The sequence below is a fragment of the Deltaproteobacteria bacterium genome (assembly GCA_029860075.1).
Classification (GTDB): Bacteria; Desulfobacterota; JADFVX01; order JADFVX01; family JADFVX01; genus JAOUBX01.
In genome coordinates, this window is the sequence record JAOUBX010000012.1 from 23,516 (window position 1) to 47,279 (window position 23,764).

At 44.7% G+C, this 23,764-nt stretch carries 21 protein-coding genes; 18 read left to right on the forward strand and 3 right to left on the reverse strand.

Annotated features, from left to right (window positions below):
* Nucleotides 1–56: 56 nt before the first annotated feature.
* The 11 genes from OEV42_05645 (at nucleotide 57) to OEV42_05695 (ending at nucleotide 11,917) form a co-directional block, all read left to right on the forward strand.
* A complete protein-coding gene (locus OEV42_05645; GenBank protein MDH3973745.1) occupies nucleotides 57–815 on the forward strand; it encodes a glycosyltransferase in 759 nt (252 codons plus the stop codon).
* Nucleotides 812–1,828: an STELLO glycosyltransferase family protein gene (locus OEV42_05650; GenBank protein MDH3973746.1), complete on the forward strand. Its 1,017-nt coding sequence runs from the start codon at nucleotides 812–814 to the stop codon at nucleotides 1,826–1,828. The genes OEV42_05645 and OEV42_05650 overlap by 4 nt, the downstream gene beginning before the upstream one ends.
* 119 nt (nucleotides 1,829–1,947) lie before the next feature.
* A complete protein-coding gene (locus OEV42_05655) occupies nucleotides 1,948–2,547 on the forward strand; it encodes a V-type ATP synthase subunit D (GenBank protein ID MDH3973747.1) in 600 nt (199 codons plus the stop codon).
* Nucleotides 2,548–2,555: 8 nt separating this feature from the next.
* Nucleotides 2,556–4,400, forward strand: coding sequence for a hypothetical protein (locus OEV42_05660; GenBank protein MDH3973748.1), 1,845 nt, complete (start codon nucleotides 2,556–2,558; stop codon nucleotides 4,398–4,400).
* Nucleotide 4,401: 1 nt separating this feature from the next.
* Nucleotides 4,402–4,842 (forward strand): V-type ATP synthase subunit K, encoded by a 441-nt coding sequence (locus OEV42_05665; GenBank protein MDH3973749.1) that lies wholly within the window; start codon nucleotides 4,402–4,404, stop codon nucleotides 4,840–4,842.
* 551 nt (nucleotides 4,843–5,393) lie between these two features.
* Nucleotides 5,394–5,990, forward strand: coding sequence for a hypothetical protein (locus tag OEV42_05670; GenBank protein MDH3973750.1), 597 nt, complete (start codon nucleotides 5,394–5,396; stop codon nucleotides 5,988–5,990).
* 11 nt (nucleotides 5,991–6,001) lie between these two features.
* Nucleotides 6,002–6,691, forward strand: a complete 690-nt coding sequence (locus OEV42_05675; GenBank protein MDH3973751.1) for a MotA/TolQ/ExbB proton channel family protein — start codon at nucleotides 6,002–6,004, stop codon at nucleotides 6,689–6,691.
* A 63-nt stretch (nucleotides 6,692–6,754) separates the two neighbouring features.
* Nucleotides 6,755–8,074: a MotA/TolQ/ExbB proton channel family protein gene (locus OEV42_05680; protein ID MDH3973752.1), complete on the forward strand. Its 1,320-nt coding sequence runs from the start codon at nucleotides 6,755–6,757 to the stop codon at nucleotides 8,072–8,074.
* Nucleotides 8,071–8,571 carry a biopolymer transporter ExbD gene (locus OEV42_05685; GenBank protein MDH3973753.1) on the forward strand — a complete coding sequence of 167 codons (501 nt, stop codon included), beginning with the start codon at nucleotides 8,071–8,073 and terminating at the stop codon, nucleotides 8,569–8,571. Before OEV42_05680 ends, OEV42_05685 begins: the two co-directional genes overlap by 4 nt.
* Before the next feature lie 52 nt (nucleotides 8,572–8,623).
* The gene (locus OEV42_05690) at nucleotides 8,624–9,811 is read left to right on the forward strand and encodes a hypothetical protein (protein ID MDH3973754.1); all 1,188 of its coding nucleotides are present in this window, start codon (nucleotides 8,624–8,626) and stop codon (nucleotides 9,809–9,811) included.
* A gap of 3 nt (nucleotides 9,812–9,814) precedes the next feature.
* A complete protein-coding gene (locus tag OEV42_05695) occupies nucleotides 9,815–11,917 on the forward strand; it encodes a hypothetical protein (GenBank protein ID MDH3973755.1) in 2,103 nt (700 codons plus the stop codon).
* Between the two features lie 359 nt (nucleotides 11,918–12,276).
* Here the strand turns inward: OEV42_05695 and OEV42_05700 are convergent, their stop codons facing one another.
* Nucleotides 12,277–13,218, reverse strand: a complete 942-nt coding sequence (locus OEV42_05700) for a tetratricopeptide repeat protein (protein ID MDH3973756.1) — start codon at nucleotides 13,216–13,218, stop codon at nucleotides 12,277–12,279.
* 294 nt (nucleotides 13,219–13,512) lie between these two features.
* Here OEV42_05700 and OEV42_05705 point away from each other — a divergent pair, with 294 nt between their 5' ends.
* A complete protein-coding gene (locus OEV42_05705; protein MDH3973757.1) occupies nucleotides 13,513–13,719 on the forward strand; it encodes an RNA-binding S4 domain-containing protein in 207 nt (68 codons plus the stop codon).
* Between the two features lie 307 nt (nucleotides 13,720–14,026).
* Here the strand turns inward: OEV42_05705 and OEV42_05710 are convergent, their stop codons facing one another.
* Entirely contained in the window at nucleotides 14,027–14,896 is an 870-nt protein-coding gene (locus OEV42_05710) for a L,D-transpeptidase family protein (GenBank protein ID MDH3973758.1), read from the reverse strand.
* Between the two features lie 759 nt (nucleotides 14,897–15,655).
* On the opposite strand from OEV42_05710, the gene OEV42_05715 reads away from it, so the two are divergent.
* Entirely contained in the window at nucleotides 15,656–16,018 is a 363-nt protein-coding gene (locus tag OEV42_05715; GenBank protein ID MDH3973759.1) for a hypothetical protein, read from the forward strand.
* Between the two features lie 182 nt (nucleotides 16,019–16,200).
* Entirely contained in the window at nucleotides 16,201–16,602 is a 402-nt protein-coding gene (locus tag OEV42_05720; GenBank protein ID MDH3973760.1) for a response regulator, read from the forward strand.
* A gap of 32 nt (nucleotides 16,603–16,634) precedes the next feature.
* Here the strand turns inward: OEV42_05720 and OEV42_05725 are convergent, their stop codons facing one another.
* Complete coding sequence (locus OEV42_05725; GenBank protein MDH3973761.1) at nucleotides 16,635–18,002, reverse strand: glutamate-cysteine ligase family protein; 1,368 nt, start codon at nucleotides 18,000–18,002, stop codon at nucleotides 16,635–16,637.
* Between the two features lie 291 nt (nucleotides 18,003–18,293).
* On the opposite strand from OEV42_05725, the gene OEV42_05730 reads away from it, so the two are divergent.
* From OEV42_05730 to OEV42_05745, 4 genes are all read left to right on the forward strand, one after another.
* Nucleotides 18,294–19,346 (forward strand): hypothetical protein, encoded by a 1,053-nt coding sequence (locus OEV42_05730; protein MDH3973762.1) that lies wholly within the window; start codon nucleotides 18,294–18,296, stop codon nucleotides 19,344–19,346.
* Nucleotides 19,347–19,481: 135 nt separating this feature from the next.
* Complete coding sequence (locus OEV42_05735; GenBank protein ID MDH3973763.1) at nucleotides 19,482–20,738, forward strand: DUF1015 family protein; 1,257 nt, start codon at nucleotides 19,482–19,484, stop codon at nucleotides 20,736–20,738.
* A gap of 180 nt (nucleotides 20,739–20,918) precedes the next feature.
* Nucleotides 20,919–21,380, forward strand: coding sequence for a hypothetical protein (locus OEV42_05740; GenBank protein ID MDH3973764.1), 462 nt, complete (start codon nucleotides 20,919–20,921; stop codon nucleotides 21,378–21,380).
* Nucleotides 21,381–21,558: 178 nt separating this feature from the next.
* Nucleotides 21,559–23,730: a DUF547 domain-containing protein gene (locus OEV42_05745; GenBank protein ID MDH3973765.1), complete on the forward strand. Its 2,172-nt coding sequence runs from the start codon at nucleotides 21,559–21,561 to the stop codon at nucleotides 23,728–23,730.
* Nucleotides 23,731–23,764 lie beyond the last annotated feature (34 nt).

Here is a 23,764-nt window from a genome sequence, read left to right on the forward strand (position 1 = left end):
ATTATCAGACAAAAACCATGCAGGAAAAGGGTAAAAATGGAAGGAGCAGAAATTAATTGTTAACCTCTTTTAATAATAACTGGACGCTGGTAATCCCCATGGCAAATGAGGAGAATGACTTTTACCCTTTCATCAATGAACTGGTTGCTGTCCTTGATTATATGAAAAGCGGCCATGCCTTTCTCGTCATAGATGAAGTTTCCAGGGATAATACGCTGGAACTATGCCGGAAGCTTGCCGGGGGTGATTCCCGTTTTACCGTCATATGGGCGCCGGAAAACAGGAACATAGTGGATGCCTATTTAAGAGGCTACAGGGAGGCCCTTCTTAATGGGTATGACATAATTATTGAAATGGATGCAGGGCGCTCTCATGATCCAAGGGCGCTTCCCATGTTCTTGAGAGTTCTCAACGAAGGAAATGACTGCGCCTTCGGCAGCCGGTTCATTAACGGCGGTTCCATGGTCGATTCGCCTTTCAAAAGACGGCTGCTGTCATGGGGAGGAACTTTTCTCGCTAATATTTTACTTGGCACGAAAATGAATGACATGACCTCCGGCTACCAGGGTTTTCACGCTTCAATAGTAAAAGCTTTTATCGATTATCCCTTCAGGTCAAAGGCCCATTTTTACCAGACAGAACTGAGATATTTATTGAGAAGATCGAAATATATGGAAGTTCCCATTCATTACAAGGCCCCTTCACCACGTGTTTCCAGGCATGCTGTTAGAAATTCTTTTGCCGCCCTCTTTTACTATTTTGGGAAACGTTGTATCTTTCAAAGTGAATGGATAGAAGGGAGAAGGCAATCATGAAGCTCCCCTCACTCATTATTACTTCCATTGCCGGTCCCCGTAACGGCATTCTTGTTCAATATGCCAAAGCGTGCGCAAAGCGGGGGGTCCCCTTTTTTCTTATTGGGGATGTTCCCTCTCCACAAGACTTCACACTTGAGGGCTGCCGCTTTTACGGAATCGAAGATCAGCAGAAACTGGATTTTAGATGCCTTAAAAATCTTCCTCTCCGTCATTATGCCAGGAAAAATATTGGATACCTTCTTGCTATCAGGGAGGGGGCTCAAATTATTATTGAAACCGACGATGATAATGTGCCGGAAGAGGGTTTCTGGAATGAACGAAGTGAAGTCAATGAAGGTGCTTTCATTAAGGGGGCGGGCTGGGTAAATGCCTATTCCTACTTTACTGACGAGCAAATATGGCCCAGGGGCTATCCCCTGGACCTTATAAAGAATACGGATTTCCCTTCACATATTCCACATGTTAAAGAAATAAAGTGCCCCGTTCAGCAAGGCCTGGCTAATGACAATCCCGATGTTGATGCCATTTACAGGCTTGTTGCGCCTCTTCCCCTGCGTTTCAGAGACGAGGGGAACCTTATTCTTGGTGAGGGAAGCTGGTGTCCTTTCAATAGCCAGAATACGACCTGGTTTCCTCATGCCTTTCCGCTCCTTTATCTTCCTTCTTTTTGCAGTTTCAGAATGACTGATATCTGGAGAAGCTTTGTTGCCCAGAGAATCTGCTGGGCAAACGGCTGGGGCCTCCTTTTTCATGGTCCCACCGTTAGCCAGATCCGTAATGATCATGATTTGATGAAAGATTTTAACGATGAAATAGCGGGGTATTTGCATAACAGGGCAATTTGTGATTCTCTTGCCGCTTTGCCGCTTAAATCAGGGATTTCCGGGATTCCCGCAAATATGATGAAATGTTACGAGCAACTGACAGTGCTTGGCCATATTGATGCAAAAGAACTGACGCTTCTTGAAGCATGGCTCAGGGACCTGGATGAGGTGACGCCGAAAAAATAAGCCCGCTCCATGCAGGGGGGCAAAAAATCGGTTAAAATATGAGTACGGGCACAGATTAAGACCGGACGATTGGCTTTGCTTGTTCATAGCCCGTCCTTGCGCGGAGACTTACTGAAAGGATGCAGAAAATTAAACTCACAAAACATGAACTCAAGCGTCATAAGGAGAATTTAAGGCGTTATAACCGCTTTCTCCCCACCCTCACGGCCAAAAAACAGCAGCTTCAGCGTGAGATTGTAAGAATCAGGGGGGAGATAAAGGGGCTGGAAAGTACCTTTAAAGAAGAAAGGGCAGGTATCATGCCCTGGGTTTCACTTCTCGCTGAAGATGTGGGTCTTGAAAAAATGGTGCGTTGCAAAGGGATCAGGCTGGGGGCGGATAATATTGCCGGTGTGGATATTCCCGGGTTTGAAGGTGTTGATCTTGCCGTGACTGACTATGATCTCCTGTCAACGCCCCTCTGGGTTGATTGGGCGATAGAAAAGCTGGGGAGACTCATGGTACTGGATGCCCGGATCGACGTGCTAAAAAAGCAGATAGCCCTTCTTGCGCAGGAGTTGCTTGTGACGACCCAGAGAGTCAACCTTTTCGAAAAGGTAAAAATTCCGGAGGCCATCGACGCCATCAGAAGAATAGCGATTCATCTTGGCGACCAGCAGACGGCGGCTGTTGTCTGGGCCAAAATGGCGAAGAAAAAATTGCAGGTACAGGGCATATGATTGTTGCCATGAAAAAAATAACCTTTCTCATGAGGCCGCGCTGGTCTTATGAAGCGACTGCCCTTCTCAGGGAGGCAGGCGCGCTGCATTTAAGTTGCCCCCTTACTCCCGCAAGCGAGCATATTGCAACCATTGAAAATAAAATGAAAACCCTTGAAAAGGCGATAGCTATTCTCCAAAAGGCGGGGGCAGGGGAAGGGGAAGGGGAAGGGGAAGGGAGAAAGAGTTTTACCATCGAAGAAGCGCAAGTCCTGACGGGACGGATTATTGACCTTGATGAAGCGGCCTGTGAAGTGGCGAGGGATTTGGAGAAACTTGAAAGTGAATACGAGAGGGTTGTCCGCTGGGGGGATTTCAATCACGCTGACATAGAGGCCCTTGAAAAGGCCGGCATCGATGTGACGCTTTTTTCATGCCCTCAAGAGGCCCTTGAAAAGTTGCCGGCCGGCTTAAACGGGCATGTTATCAATCGGATCGGCGGCAGGTGCTTTGTGGTGGTTTTCTCTAAAGGTGAAAGACCGCAAATTCCTTTCAGTAAGGTAGAGGCGCCTCATCGTTCTTTCAAAGAGATAGGGCAATTGATTGATGAAAATAAGGAGAGACTTTTAGCTGTTAATGAAGCGTTGAAGGGACTTGCAGGCGCATTGCCGCTATTGATGGAAATATTGGAGGCTTTTAGGGATAAGCTTGAATTTGAGAAGGTGCGCCGGGGAATGGGGGAAGAGGACGGCATTGCCTATGTTAAAGGTTTTGTCCCCGCTTGCCGTCTTGAAGTGTTGAAAAAACTGGCCTCCCAAGAGCGTTGGGGCATTGTTGTCGAGGAACCGGGAGAGGAAGATGATGTGCCCACACTTATCAGGCATTCCAGGTTATCGGCGCTTTTTCAGCCGGTCATGTCTTTTATGGGCATAACACCGGGCTACTTTGAGTATGATACCAATGCCGTCTTCCTTATCTTCTTTTCCCTCTTTTTTGCCATGATTGTCGGTGATGCAGGTTATGGTCTGTTACTGCTTGTTGCCACCTTTGCGCTTCAGCGCTTTAACGCGTCTTTCTCCGGTCATTTGCAGAAGCTTTCTTATCTCCTTTCCCTGTCGACACTGGTTTGGGGCGCTGTAACGGGTAACTGGTTCGGTGTATCAGGGGCGGCATTGCCTTTGCTTGAAGGCCTGATTATACCGGGCCTTGATTCCTTCCATGCCGCCGCCGACTCTGTAGTGATGGAATTATGTTTCTTTATCGCCCTCCTCCATCTCTCCGTTGCACATATCTGGAAGGCCCTCCTCTCCTATCCCTCTCTAAGGGTATGGGGTGAAAGCGGATGGGTGATCATGCTGACAGGCATTTATTTTCTTGTGAAAGGGCTCATACTCAAAAGTGCTTCTCTTCCCATGTCCATGATTTTCGTATTGTCAGGCTTTGCCATGATCATTCTTTTCGGCATGCAGGGACGGGGCGGTTTTTTAAAGGGAACCCTGAAGGGCCTGAAATCACTTCCCCTGACGGCCCTTGACGGTGTGGGCGGGCTATCCAATATAGTTTCCTACTTAAGGCTTTTCGCCGTAGGGATGGCGTCGAAAGAGGTGGCGGCGGCTTTTAACGCAATGGCGCTTGAGAGGGGTTTTCATGATGTAATATCTATCTTCATTGCTGCGCTCATTCTTATTTTCGGTCACGGAGTCAATATGCTTTTAATTGCCATGTCCGTTATTGTTCACGGTATAAGATTAAATATCCTCGAATATTCGGGACATATGAATATAGAATGGTCGGGCATTCCTTATAAACCCTTTGGTCGTTCCCCGAAAGAGAAGGAGCAGGAATTGCTTTCGAAAGCGTTAATGGAGGTGTGATGTGAATATTGTCGATATATTAGGTGATACCGGTTTTGTTATGGCCCTTTGTCTTCCGGCGCTGGGCTCTGTCCTCGGCACAAGCGCGGCAGGAATGGCGGCACTTGGTGCATGGAAAAAGTGCTTCCTTGCAAACAGGACGGCCCCATTCATCATGGTTGCTTTTGCCGGAGCGCCTCTTTCGCAAACCATTTACGGCATGATCCTTATGAATGCCCTTATGGGCGCCGGGGGGACGGCAGCAGATGTCAAGTTCAGTGCAGGCCTCTTTGGTGGTCTTGCCATGGGAGCTTCAGCCTGGTTACAGGGTAAGGCCGGGGCACTTGCTTCCGATGCGCTGTCCGAATCGGAAAAAGGGTTCGGAAACTACATCATGGTTATCGGTATTATTGAGACAGTGGCCCTCTTCGTTATGGTATTTCTCATGACGGCCCTTAAGTAGTTTTCATCGGTCAAGGGTGCTTTTTCGCAATCTCTACGTCAATCTTCGGCTTTGCTTGTGCCATGTACAGTAGTACAACTCGGCGAAACCCTTGATTTCCTTGACCTTGCAAAAAATCCCTCATTTCCGAATTGAAAACAAAGTTTCATTTATTATAGTTTCCGGATGGACACTAAGTAAAAGAGAACGCATATTCAAAGATGCTCTAAAAAGCCGCAGGAAGCGCCTAAAGGCTCGAAAAATCCGGGCCATACCGGCAGCTTGCAGGGGCGCTTGTGCTGTAAACCATGAACTGCCGCCGCTTCCAGCTTCAACTGAGGTTGTGTGGCGAGATTATGGGCGGGTCTTTGTCCTGATGGCAGTCTTTTTTCACTCGCTTCCCCTCTCCCGGAATGTCCTTCCGAAAAATTAAGAGGCTTTTTCCGGCTTCCAATCTCCCGGATAATGAAAGAATATGTCAAAAAAAAGGGGTAGACTGGAAGGGAATAAAGTTATAATATATGAAGGTTTTACTGTCTTGTTACTATCACTGTTTGAATAAAGGAAATGCTATGTCAAATAAATGTCTATCTTCCGGCGGACCCGGCGCTTTAGCCGTCCTTTTCTCCCTTCTTATGTTTATCTCCCCGGTCATCGCTGCTGCTGCGCCAGCCCAAAAGGTGAAAAAGGAGCTTAAGGCCGGCTCTTCAGTTCCTGCGTCTGCCGGAAATGCAAGAAAAGGGATTGAACCTCTCAGGAAGTTATCTGCCATTGAGGTTTTCAGGAACAAAAAGCTGCTTGAAAAAACGATCAAGGACCTCGATGCATACAGGGTAATGCTCAAGTACCTTGTCAGTGAACATCATGAGGACAGTCAGCGTCTTTTGCTGCTTGAAGAGACGGATAATTACATTGATAAAAATGTCGATCCTTTAATAGAAGATAATCTTAATTATAATGATGAAACCTTTAACCTTGTCGTTACCTTGAGGTTTTATAAGGCCTATGCTTATTTTGAAGCAGAGAAGTACGACAAGTATCAGGAAATATTGACGGATATGAAACGGGTCCACGGCACGGAATTTTTGAGTATAGCCATAAGGCCCTTTGGAGAGAAATATAAAACCATTGGTGATGCTGTAAAAAATTTAAGAGGGATGATTCTTTAGAGGTATAAAAAATGGAATTTAGTTATCGATTTTTTCACGCATTTAATTCATCTGAGTCAGGGTATGTTTTTATGTGGATACTGCTTTTAAGCGGTATTGTTGCCATGGCTATTGTTATTGAAAGGTTGGCCTTTCTCACCTTAAAGTCAGGGAAAAGGAGCGCTTCACAATTAGATAATGTGATTTCCGTGGTGGCCGGCGGCGATATGAAAGGCGGTCTTGCCCTTTGCGCCGGGGCAAGTAAAAAAGCTGTTTTCCAGGTCCTGGAAAATGTGCTGGCAAGCTCTCCGTCAGGAAGTGATCAGGTGCAGAATGTGGTTGATGAATCGATGCTAAAAGTCATTCCTCACCTTGAAAAGAGAACGACTTTCCTGGCGACGATAGGTAATATTGCAACCTTGATCGGCCTTATGGGAACCATTTACGGCCTTATTCTTTCTTTTTCCGCCGTAGGTAAGCCCGGTATCGATGCCGTAGAAAAATCGACACTGCTTGCGTCGGGAATTGCCGCGGCCATGAGCACCACTTTTATGGGCCTGCTTGTCGCCATCCCGTCAATCGGCATGTATGCTTATTTGAAATCCAAAACCCAGATGATAGTTGATGAAATTGATCTTTATACGCTGAAGCTTTCCAATGCCCTGCTCATAAGCCAGGAAAAAAGAGTTGAAAAAAATTATGACGATTCAAGCCGGGTTTAATCCTTTGCAGGGGAAAGGCCCGCCAATAGCATACCGCTAATCTGACCTTCGGAAAAATATGAAATGTATTTTATTAATGAACTGCTAAGTGGATTTAAACCGGGGCAGGAGAGCTTTGTCTTTATGTGGGGCCTCGCTCTTGTTGCTTTTATTGCCGTAGTGATTAATGTTGAGAGATGGTTGAGGATCAAGAAGCTGACCGACGTTAATGCCCTGGCCTTTATTGATGAAGTTTGTCATCTTATTGATGAACAAAAGCATGATCAGGCTCTCAAAATTTGTGACCTGGGCGGAGAGAGAGCGCTTGCAGGAATTGCAGGCGCCGCTATCAGACAGTCCCTTCGCTTTCCTCACCTTGTCAAAAGCGCTATGGAAGAGGAGTTCCTTAAGGTTATTCCCTCTATGGACCGCAGGTTAAACCTCATCTTTGTTATCAGCAACCTCTCTACCATGATAGGGCTTATGGGTACCATATGGGGGCTAATTATCGCTTTTTCAGCGATTAGCAATCCCGGTGTTGCAGCCGTTGAAAAAAGCTCTCTCCTTGCGGCCGGTGTGTCGACAGCCATGAACACAACCCTCGTTGGCCTTACCATCAGTATCCCCTGTCTTCTTTCTTTCTTTATCTTCAGAAACTGGGTTGACAGAAAAACAGTTGAGCTTGATCGTTATGCTCTTCATCTTTTACGCGTACTTTCTCCCGGAGTAACGGCCGTAAAGAATTATAAGTTTTCCAGCAAAAGAATCAGTGAGGATATCGATCATGAACCGAATATCGGTCCCATGATGAGCCTCATTGTCATTCTTATTCCCCTTCTTCTTTCTTCTGCCGAATTTGTCAAGGTGGGCGCCATAGAGCTTCATGTTCCGGACAATAAAAAACAGGAACAGCCCAAGACTGAAGAGAAAGATGAAAAGGAGAGCATCTATCTCGGTCTTAAGCTGAAGATAGGGAAAGAGGGATTTTATCTTTCACACTATTTCAAGGATGAAGGGGCCGTTAATGAAGGGGGAGATGGCAGTGAACATTCCCTTCCCGATATTCCCATGGCGGACGGCAGGTATGATTTTAAGGTTCTTCAGAAAAAGCTCGCTGAAATTAAAAGGTTGACTCTCCTGTCTCTTGCCGCGGTGGAATATGATGTCGATGAAGATGCGCCCCTCGATGAGTCATATGTTCTTTTTGCAAAGGTTGCCGGCAGTGAAAGCCTGAAAGGTTTTCTTGAGGACCGGGACCAGGTAAAAATATCGGCTGAAAAGGATGTCCCTTACCAGACAATTATTTCTGTTATGGATTCGGCGCGGGAAGTTCAGGCGAAAAGCGGAAAAATACCGCTCTTTCCATCCATATCATTTGCAGGGAGTGTGACACCAGGGCAATGAAACGCGGACGCAGAAGAAAAATGGGGTCTCAGGGGGACCACAATGCAAAATTGAACATTACATCCATGATGGATATATTTATTATTATTCTTGTCTTTTTGCTTAAAGTTTTTTCAACTCAGGGCCAGCTCGTAACGCCGGCTGCCGGCCTTACCTTGCCCACATCAACCATAGAAAGTCCGGCCAGGGAGTCTTTGTCCGTCAAGATCCTGGCAGACAAGATACTGGTTGAGGATGAGGTGGTTCTTAATAGTGTGGATTATGAAAAAACGGTAAAAGATGAATCAAAGGGTCTCATCAAATCATTATACAATACGCTGGTTCTTCATGCCAAAGAGGCTAAAGCGGTATCTGAAAAAGTAGAAAGCAGCTTTTCAGGTGAGATAACTATTCATGGTGATAAGGGTATCCCTTATAATCTGCTGACTCGCGTTATGTATACGTGCACAAAAGCAGGCTACCCTGTTATGAAGCTCCTTGTTTACAGGGAGGAATAATGGATCTTTTTTTCGTCTATAAGGAGGTTTACCTCTGAAAAACAGTGATAAATTGGCCTTTCCGTCAGGACCTTTTCCTAATGAGTTTCGTGACAGGGCTTTCGGCAAGCCTGACAAGCCCTTTGTTGTTGTGCTCCTCTTTACCCTGTTCCTCGTTGGCGGACTGACATTTATCATGTCTTTACGTAAACCGCCGGCTGTTGACAAGAAACATATCGTAAAGATACAAAACAGGTATGCAAAACTGGTTCTTGATGCATTTGAGATAGAAAAAAGAAAAAAAATGAAGAAAGAGGTAAAACCTCCTTCAGAGGCGCTTAAAAAAACGGCTCAAGTTCCAGAATTGAAAAAAGAAGAACCTGAGGTAGAGAAACAAAAGGAAGAAATAAAAATAGAAATTCCAAAAGTTATAGAAAGAAAAGTAAAAAAATATGAGATCCGCAAGGAAAAGATCGAAATTGCCGAATTGGAAAAAGAAATAAAGATCGAAACATTGCCCGATCTTCCTGATATTCTCGATAAAAAAAGCAAGCGCTATGGTGAAAGGCAGGACTCCGATGAAATAGGGCTGGACCCTGATCTTGATAAGGGTTTTAATCTTGCTGACCAGGGGCCTCATATTGACGTTTCAAGATCCAGCAGGTACGGCAGTGGCGGAAACAGGGGCAGCGGGGGACTCGATTACGAAGAAGACGAGACAAGTACCTTGCAGAGTAAGGAGCCTCAGATAGATACAAGAACGGTTAAACGGTATAAATCCAAAAGGGGCGCTTCGAAAGATTCCGGTACCGGATCGCTTGTTGCTGATATGAATGACAGGAAAGTTGTTCTGGCAAAAAAAGCGCCTCAGACAAAAGTGCTTGTGAAAAAAAGATACGGAAGAGAAAGTTACAAAAGGCGTGCTTCAAGGGAAAAAGAGAGCGCTTCTATTGCAATGAAAGAAAAGGGCGCCATTTTGAAAAAAGAGGGTAAAATGGCTTCTCTTCCCGAGAGGGCAAATATCCAGAATCTTGAAGCATGCGTTGATCCCAATGAAGAAAAAATGCTCAAGAAGAAGATTGTAACCCATGTTGGCGATGCCGCTACCTGCAGTGATAAGTGGGGAAGTTACGCTTATCTCGGCAGGGAAATGTTTTCGACCCTTGAAGTGAGGTTTGTCAGCTCGGGAAAAAGAAGATACAACCGGTGTGAGGCCCTTAACAGGGCGCTCCAGTGCCTTATCAATAAAAATAAGAGGTGATTCATGAAATTAAAGTTTGTCCTAAATCTGCTATTGCTCTCAATGCTCTTTACGGGCACATCATTTGCTGCAAAGGGTGAACCCTCCCGGCATTGGGATGCCTTTCTCGATGTAGGCTACAGATTTACCTTGCTTCCCGGTGATGAGCTGGAAGACCTTATAAAGGGTGAAGGCAAGAGGTATGGCCAGAGCCTTTCTCAATATGTGGCCATATTGGAATCACAAATCGGGGGCAGGAACGCTGTCGGAACTTCCGGAGATATGAAGTTTCTTCCGCCTGATACCTTTAGGCGTGTTGCAGTAGCCCATCTCATCCTCTACCTGAAAAGCGGAAAAAAGGAACATCTCCATAAGGCTGAAAAAAAGATTTCCGTATTGGCCGGGAAAAGAAAAACACCAAGAATCATATTCTGGCATAATTTTATTCTCGCACATCAGAACCTGGTAAAGAGAGAGTCACTTGCCTTTACACACCATGTATTTAGAATCTGGAATGATGTTATTATGGAACTGGAAAAAGCCCAATCCATGCTGGGCACTAATATCGGCATTACCGGCTTTAATACAAGCCTTCCTTATCTCTATGAAAATATGGTTTTTTTAATCCTTAATCATGGCATTGTAGAAGAAAAGCTGGCCGATTTGCACCCTCTGGGCGTTATTATCTGGTCAATGAAGGATCGCCTTGAAAAGGACAAAGGTTATTACCAGCTGGCTGAAAGCGTCTGGAACCGCATGTATGGTCTCACATCGGATAATTTTAATGTCAATTATGCCATGGCCCTTCTCGAAGGTGAAACAAGGTGGCTCGATTTCGAAGCGTCAAAGTCACCGGCGGCGGCAAAGAAGCGCTTCCAGGAGGCTGAAAATTATTTCCAGTATGCGCTAAAGTGGGCTGATACGAGGAAGGGACAGGCTGCCATACTGTCGAGACTGATGGAGTCTATGACAAAGGTCTTGAACGATATGGTTCGGGGCAGAAAGAATGTTTCTCATGAGTTTTTCAGAGAGATTCCCGATTATTCCTTGTCGCTTACAGCAAGCGCAAGAACACTTTTCCTGGAAATGTCGAATGAAGATCTTATACATAATGGTGGCTGGCAGGTAGAAGGTTTTGCTGCCAGGGACCACTATATTGATGCCATGCACTCAATCTGGCTTAATTCTTTACAGCTTGACATACTCATTGCAAGATACTACAGGCGTAGCATCAATAATGTAAAGAAGGGGCAGGAAAAAATTCATTTTATAGATCTGGCTTCACAACCCATGTTTGATTATCTTGATTTTTTTGAGGAGTTTACGCAGAACGGGCATACACCTATCGTTCCTGACAATGCGTATTTTTATGCATCCTACTTTGCTTCCGAACTGGCTGAGCTTCACCGGATGAAGGCAAATTATACGGGCGATGTGCTTGAGTATAATATGGCTTTTATCAGACAACTCCAGGCTATCGAGATCTATCCTTTTGATGTGATTGGTGTCCTCAATCTCACCATGCAGGTATCTCAGGATGGAACATTGAATAAATATATTTCAAACGTATGGCCTATTGCCGAGAGAATTCCCGAGTCCGAAACGATTAAAAGGTGGCAGACAAAGAATAAGCTTCCCTTTATTAATGAAGTTAACAGTCTAAAGTATCTTGTTCCTGAGACGATGAGGTCTGCTCCGTCTATTATAGGCTTGCAGACAGGAGGGTCTTCCAGGAAAAGACTTATTGAGGATACCATATTACTGGCCCAGTTGATTAAACTTATCCTGCAAAGTGATGGCGCAAAAAAGATTAATCAGCTTATGGATGAAATCTCCCTTGAACTAAACAAGGGGCTCACGCTTAAAAAGGCATTGGAAAGAAGCTTGCCAAAAGACATGATGGATAAAGCCAAGCCTGTTATTGCGCTGCTTAATTCATGTGATTACAGCAAGCTCAAAAAAGCGCTCTTTAGAAACCCTGAAAATGAGTATCATGCTCTTTTCAGGAGTTTTTACCATGAGAAGGATGAGAAGGAACTGCGTCATATGGTACTGTTGAGAGCTTACAGGGAGAGCTGGAGCCTTCAACAGGAAATGGCAAAGAAATACAGGAAGGAAGTAAAATAAATGAAAAGGGGATGACTAAGCCAAGTCATCCCTTTTTTTATGGTGAAACAAATCCTTTTCCGATCCTGCTTTCTTGCGCAAGCCCCGGATTTGACAGTAATGAGCCGGGTGATTGCTTAAGTTGCAATGTAAAGTCAGGATTTTTTGAGAGTGTTGCCAAAGCAATCGCTTGCATTCTCTCTTTATGCCAGGTTCCCTTTCCCTGAATCCCCGTCCGGTCCATTTCCCCCGTGTATCGGGATAAATGGGGAGGCTGGTCTTTGCGCTCATGCTCGCTATTGGCGTGGAGCGCAGCCCGAAAAGACAAAAAAGTACATCTTTCGCCTGTTTCGGGATTATCTGTCGGAGATGAGCACAAACTATTTCTTAATTTGGGAGAGTTTGCTTTTTACCGCTCTGATTCGCGGGTCACCGGATTTTGCATGGGTGAGAAAGGCATTAAGCGCATCTTCAATTTTATACTCTTTTAGAATATCGGTAAAAAGAAAAGCCTTGTAGTAATAGGCGTCAGCATTTTTTCTGTCAAGGGCGATGACTTTATTAAAGTCAGCGAGCGCTTGATTCTTCATACCTTTTTTATAATAGGAGTGTGCGCGGTTCATATAGAGTTCAGGGTCATCAGAATCGAGTTCTATTGCTTTGGAATAATCTTCTATGGCATTGCCGTACCTGCCTCTTTGATAATAGCTAAAACCTCTGTTTGAATAGGCCGCTATTTTATCGGGATCAATCTCTATTGCCCTGCTGTAATCGAGAATTGCCTTAAAATGGTCTTTTAATTCATCATGGGCGATTCCCCTGTTTACATAGGCGCCGTAATATACGGGCTTCATATATAAAGCCGTATCATAATCCGCAATGGCTTCTTTATATTTATCCATTTCCAGGTAGGCGTTTCCCCGATTATAGTATATGACGGGATTATCAATCCTGAAATCGAGATACTTTGTATAATCATTAACGGCTTTTCTGTGTTTTTTTAACTCCGTATAAGTGAGGGCTCTTTTATAATACAGGTCGGGGTCTTTGGGGTTTATTTCTATGGCCCTGGTCAGGTCCTTCTCGGCAGCAGCGTATTTTTCCAGTTGAATATAGGCGTCACTTCGTTCCTGATAGGCTTTAAGATTCCCCGGCTTTTTTTTAATAGCTTTTGACAGTTTCTTGATTTTTTTATTCAGATTTTGAATCATCTCCTCTTTACTGCCGGCCGTTGTTGTGCCGCACCCTGCCGTATAAAGCACAGTAAGCAGGCAGAGAGAACAGGCAATGAAGAGCCTTTTGCTAATAATTTGATTTGTCATATGAGTCCCGTATTTTATTGACGTTTTTAAAAAGAACATGGATATCATAAAATGAAGAAATCTTCAAGGGATTATATGGAAAAGCCTGATTCCCTGCAAGAAAACTTTTATTCTATTTGTTTGGAAGTAGTGTATTATTAAAGCGTTCGAAAAAATTCTTATTGTTCAAGATACGAGGAGAAATCTTAACGATCTCTCACTACCTTCGAAACAAGTATTCCTCCTTTTACTCGAAATGACACACTGCTGCAATTGCCTAATCGGACAACAGTGAAGGAAAGATGATAATAAAATATGGATGAATTCAAAATACATGGAGAATATATCGAATTGGTTAAACTCCTTAAAGCGGCTGCCTGGTGCGATACGGGGGGGATGGCAAAACTGGCTGTTTCTGATGGTCTGGTCAAGGTTGACGGACAGGTGGAACTGAGAAAAGGACGTAAAATTAAGAAGGGACAGATAGTTACTTTCCAACAATACTCAGTTCATATTGTCTGATAAATTGATAAAAAAAAAGATATGACTGTAGATAGAGCGTTTATCCACAGTTTGAACGTTCGCCTGTGGATATCATGGTGCCAAGTGAGAGCTTAAATAATATAATAAGAGACGTTCCTCTCTTTTGATGCCTCTGCCATGTCTAACCTGTTGAAATATTAGCGTAATTTTATTTATATCGGTGTGCTTAAAAAATAGGCAATCTGCTCTGAGTGGCGGTTTGATGGTAGCTTGGAAGTTAAAATAAAAAAAAACAGACAACTTATCCACAGATTTTGTGTAAAAAGTTTGTAAGTTCCCTCTTTATCTATAAATTTTGTTTTTTAGCATTATTATGATCTTCTTTGGGCGCTGATTTTTCTTTTGACAACGGGACAGGGATTCCAAGCCCTTCATCAATAATCTTGCGAAAGAACTCCCCCTCCGGCGTGTCAATCCCTTCTTCCCTGGCCAGTTGACGGGCTTTTTCCCAAATTGTTTCATGGGACAATCCATTTTTATGCACTTCCATATAAAGCCTGTTTTTAAAATAGCCGAATTTGACAGGAATGTTTACAATTTTAACAGGCATTCCCCGGTAGGCCTTATGGAATAGCCATTTAATATTTTCCCTGGAAAGTCTTATACAGCCGAGGCTTACCTTTTTGCCTATGCTGGCGGCTTTATTTGTGCCATGAATACCGTAACCTTCAAGGTCCAATTGAATCCAGTAGCGGCCAAGTGGATTCCTGGCGCCCGGTGGAACTGCCATTGGGAGATAGGGGAAAAATTTTCTCGAAGTCTTCGGTGGAAACCATATGGGATCTTTAAGCTTTTCAGTCACCCTGAAGTTGCCTGTTGGTGTTTCATATCCGGAACGGCCTATTCCTATGGGAAATGTTCTTATTTGAGTGCTGTCGTAATTTGCCGGCTCAAAAAAATAGAGTCTCAGTTCAGCCAGATTAATTAATATCCCTTCATCCATAACAACAGGCAATATCCATGAAGTCGGTATAATGATCTCTTCTCCTGAAACAGGTCTGTTTGCGTCAATCCGGGGATTGGCTTCTCTAATTTCAATATGACCAACATCATAGACCCTGGCAATTTCCGACAGAGATTTACTCCCGGCATAAATAAGATTGATGGTTTCACCTATGAGGGGAGGTGCTGATTCATCATTGATTCTATGGATCAAGAAGGATGCCTTGTCAGCAAAACATGTATTAACAAACAGTATATTTATGGTGATAAAAATTAGTAATTGAATCCCCGGCCTGTACATTTCCCGCCCTTTATGGGGGGAAGCGGGGAACCTCCCTTGTGCATTCATAGCCCGCTGCCTGCGGTGAGGTGGCTCGTTAAATAGCGTGTAAAATAAATTAAATGCCATACCTTTTGTTCTGAAGAAAAGTTTTTTCACTCTTTAATTAGTTTTCATCGGTCAAGGGTGCTTTTTCGCAATCTCTGCGTCAATCTTCAGATTTGCTTGACCTTGCAAAAAATCCCTCCTTTCCAAATTGAAAACAAAGTTTGATCCACCATAGTTGACCGATGGACACTAATTAAGTTTATCCCGCTGTTGCTAAAAAAATTTAAAAAGAAAACCTTCTATCTTTCCCTCAATGGTTAGCGTATTCTTATAATGGAAAGAATAACAGAAATTGAATATTTTTCATTAAACTTATGATGTTTTTCAGCTCTTTATTTATGAAATTGTTTGTGACTGAATCCCCGGCACTTGTCTTTTCCCCCGTTGATGGAGATAAAGCGGCCGTCTGTCAACCTGCTTATCGTTCTTTATTTTCGGCGGGCAGTTGATTTTAGGGATCCCATTCCTGTGAATAATAAATAAACAATCTCATTTTTTTATAGATACTCTTTATAGGACATGCTTCATTATGGTATAAAAGGTAAAAATGGATTGATATTTTTCCGAAAATGCAGGTAAGACTTTATGGGTTTTAAGTTTTTGTCATTTGTTTTTGCATACCTTGCCGCAGGCGCCTTTTCCCGGTTCCCGCAGCTTGAACCGTCATCTTTGCTTATTCAGGGTATGGCGCTTTGTTATATTCTTGGCGGTTTTACACTTTCATTTGCCCTCTGGACAAAAAAAGGGTGGGTACTCTATTCCTTTATCTTCTGGTCTCTTTTATCAATTGCCTTTATGTTTGTTTTACAGCAGGGGCAATTGCGGATGTCATGGTCCGAATTTGCCGCTTCCCTTGCCACCATTGTTTTAATCCAGTTTTTACTTGGTCTCTATATTAAAAGATCCATGGCGCTGGAAAAGGGTATGGAAGATACTCTAAAGGACTAAGGTCTATTACCGCAAATACCGTCGCTCCATCACCTTCAGGAAGTAAAATCATCCTTCCCTCCTGAAAACTGTTTCCCTCTGAAAGCGTGCAATGAATTTGTTGTTGAAAAAAGTTGAATGATCTGTAAAATGTTTAGACTTTTTGAAAGAGAAATCGTATACTTGGTGCCACAAAGATGAAGATGGAAAGAAAAATATTAATAGGCAAAAAAGTGCTCATTGTAGATGATTGCAGTCCTCTCAATGAGGTTATTTCAAAATTTTGTACCATGTGGGGCGCCCATCCTCTGCTGGCTATCAATGCTGATGAAATGATGGAAATATGGAAGGAAGAAAATCCCGACCTTATTCTTTTACATCTTCATACGGCGGGAATGGAGAACTTTGATAAATGCAGGGCCATCAAATCACTGCATGATACAAATGTATCCATTCTGCTTACCTCTTCCGATCATTTTGAGTTAAAGAATGCAGTGTTTAAGGAGCCGGAACTTTTTGATGATTATCTGCCAAAACCTTATCACATAAACCAGTTTTATGAAAAGGCCGTCCGTTTAATTCAAAAGGGAAAAAGGGTAAGTTGATTATCCCCTTACGCTTGTTTTGGTAACCGAGATTATAAGGGCAGGTAACCGCAGTGTTCTTTTAGGATAGCGGTCTTGCTTTCTTCATTTTTTAGCCACTTTTCAAGCAGCCTTTCTGCCAGCGTTACGCCGCTTTCGGCGATTTCAAATAATGCTTCAAGGTAGAAGGATTCGTCTTTTCCTTCCTCATCGAGCCTGTTTTGCTCTTTCAGGCTTTGCGACGCAATATTCAATAGGTAAGGGGCAAGTTTCCCAAGGTCCCATTTCCCAACGCATGCGTTGAGGCCGGTGCGCCAGGAGAGACGATAAAGTTTGTCCAGCGTTTCTCCCTCAAGTCCCTTCAGCAGGTTTGACGTTTCCTCCATGGCCCCGTCATTATAAAAAAGTCCCTTAATTAATGATTCCACGGCAGGCGCAACCTTCTGCGGCAGGCTGTCGGCAGAGCGTATCTCTATCTGGGGGCGGAGCCTGGCTTCCGTAAAGAGGGTGGATAAGTGGAGGTCCCAGTCGGCAAGTGTTGCCCTGTGCCCTTCGAACCCTTCTTTGAAGTATTGGGCAAAGGTAAATCTTCTTCCCGTTAAATTAATGTATTCACCCTTTCGTAAAATAAAATACATGGGAACATTCAAGGCATAGTCGACATAAGTCTCATAACCGGCGCCTTCTTTAAAAAGGTCATAAATGATTCCTGTCCGGTTTTTATCCGTACGGGACCATATTTCCCCCCTGGTAGAGAGAAATCCTGTAGGCGCCCCTTCCATGATGGGTGAGTTTGCAAAAAGAGCGTAAAAGAGGGGAGACAGCTTCATGGAAAGGCGCAGTTTATCAATACAGTCTTTCTCATGAGCATAGTCGATATTGACTTGTACACCTGCCGTCTTTTTCATCATATGCTGGCCCATGTCGCCTGTATGCAGCATATAGGGCCCCATCACGCTGTAGCGGGCCTTGGGAAGCCATTTAATGGCATCCCTGTGAGTAACAGGCTGAACACCGAGGCCGAGGAGTAAAAGGCCAAGCGTTCCCGCCTCTTTGGCTACCCGGGCATTGTGGACTTCAAAATCCCTGAAGGAACAATGGACGTCGGAGCAGAGGGCGCCTGAAAGTTCGAGTTGCCCTCCCGGTTCGAGCGTAATGGAAGAGTTTTCTCCCTTAAGGGCGACAAGATGCCCTTCTTCTCTAATGCCTTGCCAGTGACCGCTTTTTTCCATGTTGAGAAGAATCTTTTCCACTTCTTCATAGGTAGCCGCTTCACCTGTCCCGGCGTTGATGACCAGTTTTTCTATCTCTGTGCCGATTCCCCACTGACTTTTCTCTTTTCCACCTCGTTCAAGGTAGGCTGAAAGCTCATTTTTTGATTCAATGGGCTTTTCTTTTTCTAATGTCATGCTTTCAATCATGGGGCTAATCATAGCCGTTATGGGTTCCTTTCGCAAACAATTAATTAAGAGTCAGCAATAAGCAAAAAGGATTCAGGCCCTTTGAAAATTATGCTAATATGGCGGCTTTATAAAACCATGCCGGAATGCTGAAGGGTGACATTGAGCCCTGGTCGGGGAAGAGGTCCTTTCTTCGCCGCAAATGAGAGCCCTCACGTCTCAATGCCATTGCATGAGTGGTAAAATATGTAGATGGCCTGATTTAAAATAGTTAACATCCTGCTGCACTAAAAAAACAAAAGAAAGATCAGAATGCCTAAGGTCTGCATTATCATCGCTGTTTTTCTTCTCTTCCTGCCGCTTGCCGCGCAAAGCGCTGAAGTCCGGTCAAAAGGAGAAGAGGAAAAAAGAGATGCAACCATTGCAGCAAAAAGCGGCTCCTTCCTGATGGGGCAGAAGAATTTTCTTCATCGGGTCATTGATGATTTAGATAAATCGATACACTATATGGAGGAGGATATTGAAAATCTTGAATCGAGAATAGGTTCCATTACCTTGCTTGAACCGGAAAGAAGAAACAAGGACCTTGCTTCCATAAAAAGCGTCTATGAAAGTCATCTCAAATGGCTCTACAAAATGAAGGAGGCTTTTAAACTCGACTATGACAGTTATTTTGCCGATGCAACTGCCGGGAAGGGGTGGATCAAAAGATGTGCAATAATGGTTGAGACTTATGAGAAGTTTAGGATAAAAGCCAAAAGAACACTGGCAAACTATGAAAAGAAAAAAGAGAGGCTCATCTATTTTTTAAATCGCCAGCGTTTTCTTATGACGGAAACGGAGTCCCTAAGAAATGAAATTGCCGCCATTGAAAAGAGGAAGGGCGTTATTCCGCCTCATGAGAATAATTTAAAGTCCCTTAAGAGCAAGTTGTGGGCCTACCAGGTGGAAATGAACGCCATTGCCCTGTATAAGGAAGAAATGTATTTGCATTACCTTCTCCTTATCGAGCAGTTACGAGATAAAAGAGACTGGCTTTCCATGAAAATTGAAGCCTATAAAGTATTATCAAACCTTGCTCCGGAGCTTGTTTCAGCGGGGGGAGATGATTTCAGGCGAAGATACGGAGAAGTGATAGAGACCTATGAAAAAGGAATAGCCTTTCTTAAGGGAAGGGCCGATATGACGGGTAAGAAAGACTGGTCCATTACGCCTTACGGGGATATAAGAGAAGTAGAACGCTTCGAGGAGCTTACCGGCTATTATAAAGGGATGAAAAGCAGGTATGATGATTATAAACGTTTTCTTGGTGCACAGGCCGATGGTTTCAGGGCGGATATGGAAATGAAGGGCTGGAGGCATTAGATTAAAAACCTGTGACCGGTGACTGGATTAACTTGCAATCTGCAAAGAATTATGCTTTAAATAAAATCGCTTTTTTTCAGCCAATCTGTGAATTAATCCCCTTTTTCAATTGAAGTTTCCTTATAGAGGTGTGACATGACAAGTAAAAAAAAGCCGTTAATTTTACCTTTTGCCGGACTCAGACCGGCTGCCGGACGTGCCGGTGATGTTGCCGCTCCGCCCTATGACGTATTAAATACGGAAGAGGCCAGGTTGCGGGCGGCAGGAAAAGAATGGAGCTTTCTCCATGTCTCCAAACCGGAGATCGACTTGCCGCCCGGAACAGATCCCTACGCCTTGCCGGTCTATGAAAAGGGGAGAGAAAATTTTCTGCGCATGGTGACTGAAAGAGTGTTGGTGCGGGACAATAGTGATTTTTTTTACCTCTATGGCCTGACCATGGGTGACCATAGCCAGATCGGGCTGGTAGCAACGGCTTCTGTTGCTGCCTATGATGAAAACCGTATTCGCAAACATGAATTTACCCGCCCCGACAAGGAGGATGACCGGGTACACCATGTTGACATCCTTAACGCCCAAACGGGTCCCGTCTTTCTTACCTACCGTCATAGCGACAAGGTGGATCGTCTCGTGGCAGAGATTACCGCAACTAAAGCGGAAGTTGATATAAGCGCCGACGATAATGTTCGCCACACCCTTTGGGTGGTGAAAGATGATGAAAGGGTGCAGGCCCTGGCTGAGGCCTTCAATGCCATGGATTTTCTTTACATTGCCGACGGTCACCACCGTTCGGCGGCGGCTTCCAGGGTAGCGGCCAGGCGTGCCGCCGCCAATCCTGAACATTGCGGCCATGAGCGTTATAACTATTTCCTTTCCGTCATTTTTCCCGACAATCAGACCTGCATACTTGATTACAACCGCGTCGTACGTGATCTTAACGGATTGTCAGAGGAGGCCTTCCTTAAGGCGGTGAGTGAGCGTTTTCAGCTTAAAGAGGAAAATAGCCCCGTAAAACCGGCCACTGCAGGGGAATTTGGAATGTACATGGGGGGAAGCTGGTACCGCTTGCAGGTAAATACAGGACTGGTTCCTGTCAACGACCCTGTAAAACGTCTTGATGTCAGTCTCTTGTCTGATAACCTGATTGAGCCCATACTCGACATTTCCGATCCGCGCCGCGACAAACGTATCGATTTTGTGGGGGGAATCCGTGGCCTGAAGGAACTGGAACGGCGTGTCGACAGCGGCGAAATGAAAGTCGCTTTTTCCCTCTTCCCCACGAGTCTGGAGGCGCTTATGGCCGTTGCCGATGCAGGACAGGTAATGCCGCCCAAATCGACCTGGTTCGAGCCCAAGCTGGCCGATGGGCTCGTGTCGCATGTATTGGATTAGAAAAAAGAAATATGTTCTATGGGACTTATAGTACCCATAAGACTTATGAATAATAAAAAATTCATTCCGCCTCGTGGTAATTATCAGGCATTGCTTTCCTGTCAGAAGGCGGTCTGCGTGAGCGGATGACAGGCGCTCCTTTGAAAGTGCGTGAAGAACAGAGGAAAGGATAAAAAAAATATGCCGGGTTTTTTTAAGCGTAAGCAAAGAAAAGAATTTGAAATAAACTGTCCTGTTTGTAGCAGGGAATTCATTTATAAACACGACCCCCGTGAAATAACGAATTACGATTATAAATATAAAGAGGGGGCTGCCTTTGTATGCAGCCTTGAATGTGATTTTTGTCATGCCGAAGCGTCTGTTGTCCAGTACCGGTCCGGTAAACTGGATACGTTTGATAATAAATGGGTGAAGCTCGAAAAAGAGCATACCTGTGAAATTGATGCGGTCAGGAGTGAAATAGCATCAATGAAAGAAGGGTTAGAGAAAAAAGCTGACAATCAATTGACCTCTCAATTGGTGGAATTGGAGGCGAGGCTGAAAAAACTGGAGCACATATTCAACCTTCAGGTAAAGAAATACACCCAATTTCAAGAAAAATGGCGAGATGACTGGCAAAATGAAATGCTCAAGAACACATAACCGGCGTTTACTATTTCTGTTGATTTTAGCCCGGATGTTACAGGCTTCGCTTTGATAAACAGATTTTATATGGTAAACCTCTACATAGAAACAGGACAACTTATTAGTATGTTCAAGCTGTTGAGAAAATAAGGCGCCGGCAGACCCGGCAGGAAGGGGGGCGCTGCCGCAGGTATTCATGAGCAGATCCGTTAAAGGGTATATGAGAAGGGCAAAGACTGTCCTCGATGCCAACTGGAACGGGGAATATACGATCCCTGCGGCCGGGCTCTATCCCCATCAGTGGAACTGGGATTCCGGCTTTATTGCCATCGGCTATTCACATTACCGGACAGAGCGGGCCGTGAGGGAACTGACTCACCTTTTCAATGCCCAGTGGGAAAACGGGATGGTTCCCCAGATAGTTTTCGACAGCAAAAAGCTGGGCAGCTACTTCCCTGAACCTGATTTCTGGCAGAGTGAGCGGTCCCCGAGCGCTCCCAGGGGGATTAACACTTCGGGCATCACCATGCCCCCCGTTCATGCCTTTGCGGCTCTGAAGGTCTACGAAAATGCAAAACGATCCGATGCCGTCAGGCCATTCCTTGAATGGCTCTTTCCCCGGCTTATGAAATTGCACCGCTATCTCTACCGTGAGAGAGACCCCGAAGGTATAGGCCTGGTTTACATACGGCACCCATGGGAGTCAGGCATGGACAACTCTCCCATGTGGGACAAGGTGCTCAGCAGGATAGCCCCCGGGACCGTCAACATTCCACACTATGAGAGGCTCGATCTTTTAAGCGGTGTCAAGGCCGATGAGAGACCGGGGGATATTGACTATGACCGTTTTGTCTACCTTGTCGACCTCTTCCGGCGGCATGCCTATGACGAGAGTGTAATTCAAAAAGAGTCTCCCTATCTGATTTATGGTCCTCTCTTTAACTCCATCCTTTCGGCGTCGAATGAGGCGTTAATAAAAATTGCCGACATCATTGGCAGGGAGAAAAAAGAGATAAAACTATGGCACGATCAGACGAAAAGGGCTATACAGGAAAAGCTCTATCATAAAGAGCGGGGCATCTTTGATTTTTATGACCTTGTTGAAAATCGGAGACTGGAGGTGGATACGGCAGCCGGCTTTTTGCCCCTCTTCGGTGGCGCTGCCACAAAGGCGCAGGCATCCGGACTCTACGACTACCTTAACTCTCGGAGTTTTTGCGCCCTGCATCAGGGTAACTGCTACACCATCCCTAACTATGATGTTTGCAAAGAAGATTTCGAGCGGACCAACTACTGGCGCGGACCGCTGTGGATCAACATTAACTGGATGATCATGCAGGGACTCAGGCGCTACGGTTACAAACAGAAGGCCGATGCCATAGCCAAGGACATCCTCCAACTCCCCATGCGTTTCGGATTCCGGGAGTATTATGATTCCTTTGACGGGCGTGGCTACGGTTCGAACAATTTTTCCTGGACGGCAGCTCTCTTTATCGATACGGCCTATGAGACTTATCTGAAAACGGGAGAGGAGCGTTTGGGAAAGAGAATAAAAAAGATGCTCTGGAAGGATGTAATCCTTAACTGCGGCAAAGAACCTTCAAAGACGCCTTCTCACATCATTTCCCAAAATATGCTTGCCGCTATAAGAGAGATAAAATCCAGATACTGCACAAGCTGCGGCAACGTCTCTTACGATGAAATTAAAAGCTCCGGCGAGTACGAGGAATATGGACGGGTTACAGCAAGCCTGAGAGATTTTAACCTGGACTTGCTTAAAGAAGAAAACCACAGGCTCGCTTTCTGGATCAATATCTACAATGCTCTTGTTGTAGACGGCATCATCAGGATTGGTATCAAAAGTTCCGTAAAGGAGTTTATCGGGTTTTTTTCGAAGGTGAAATATGTAATAGGAGGTTACGGCTTTTCACTTAGTGATATGGAGCACGGTATATTAAGGCGGAATGCAAGACCTTTTGAGCGCCCCTTGAAATGCTTCGGAATGTTCGATTCAAGAAAAGAGTATGCTGTTGAAAAGGTTGATCCCCGGATCCACTTCGCCCTTGTCTGCGGTTCCAGGTCCTGCGCTCCCATCGGTTTTTATACGGCCCGCCACATCGATGAAGAGCTTGAGCTTGCTTCGACGCATTTTGTTAACAGCTCCGAGGTGATCGTTATGCCCGAAGAGAAGAAGCTTCTCATGTCAATGATCTTCAAATGGTATGAGACAGACTTCGGGGGGTTGACAGGCGTTCTTGACTTTATTGAAAGATACACAGTGGATGATGATAAAAGAGCGTTTTTGAAAAGCAGGCCGAAAGATATGAAGGTGGATTACCTCTACTATGACTGGAACCTGAACAGGTGACGGAGAGGCATGGCTTTGCCCTGATTATTGAGAG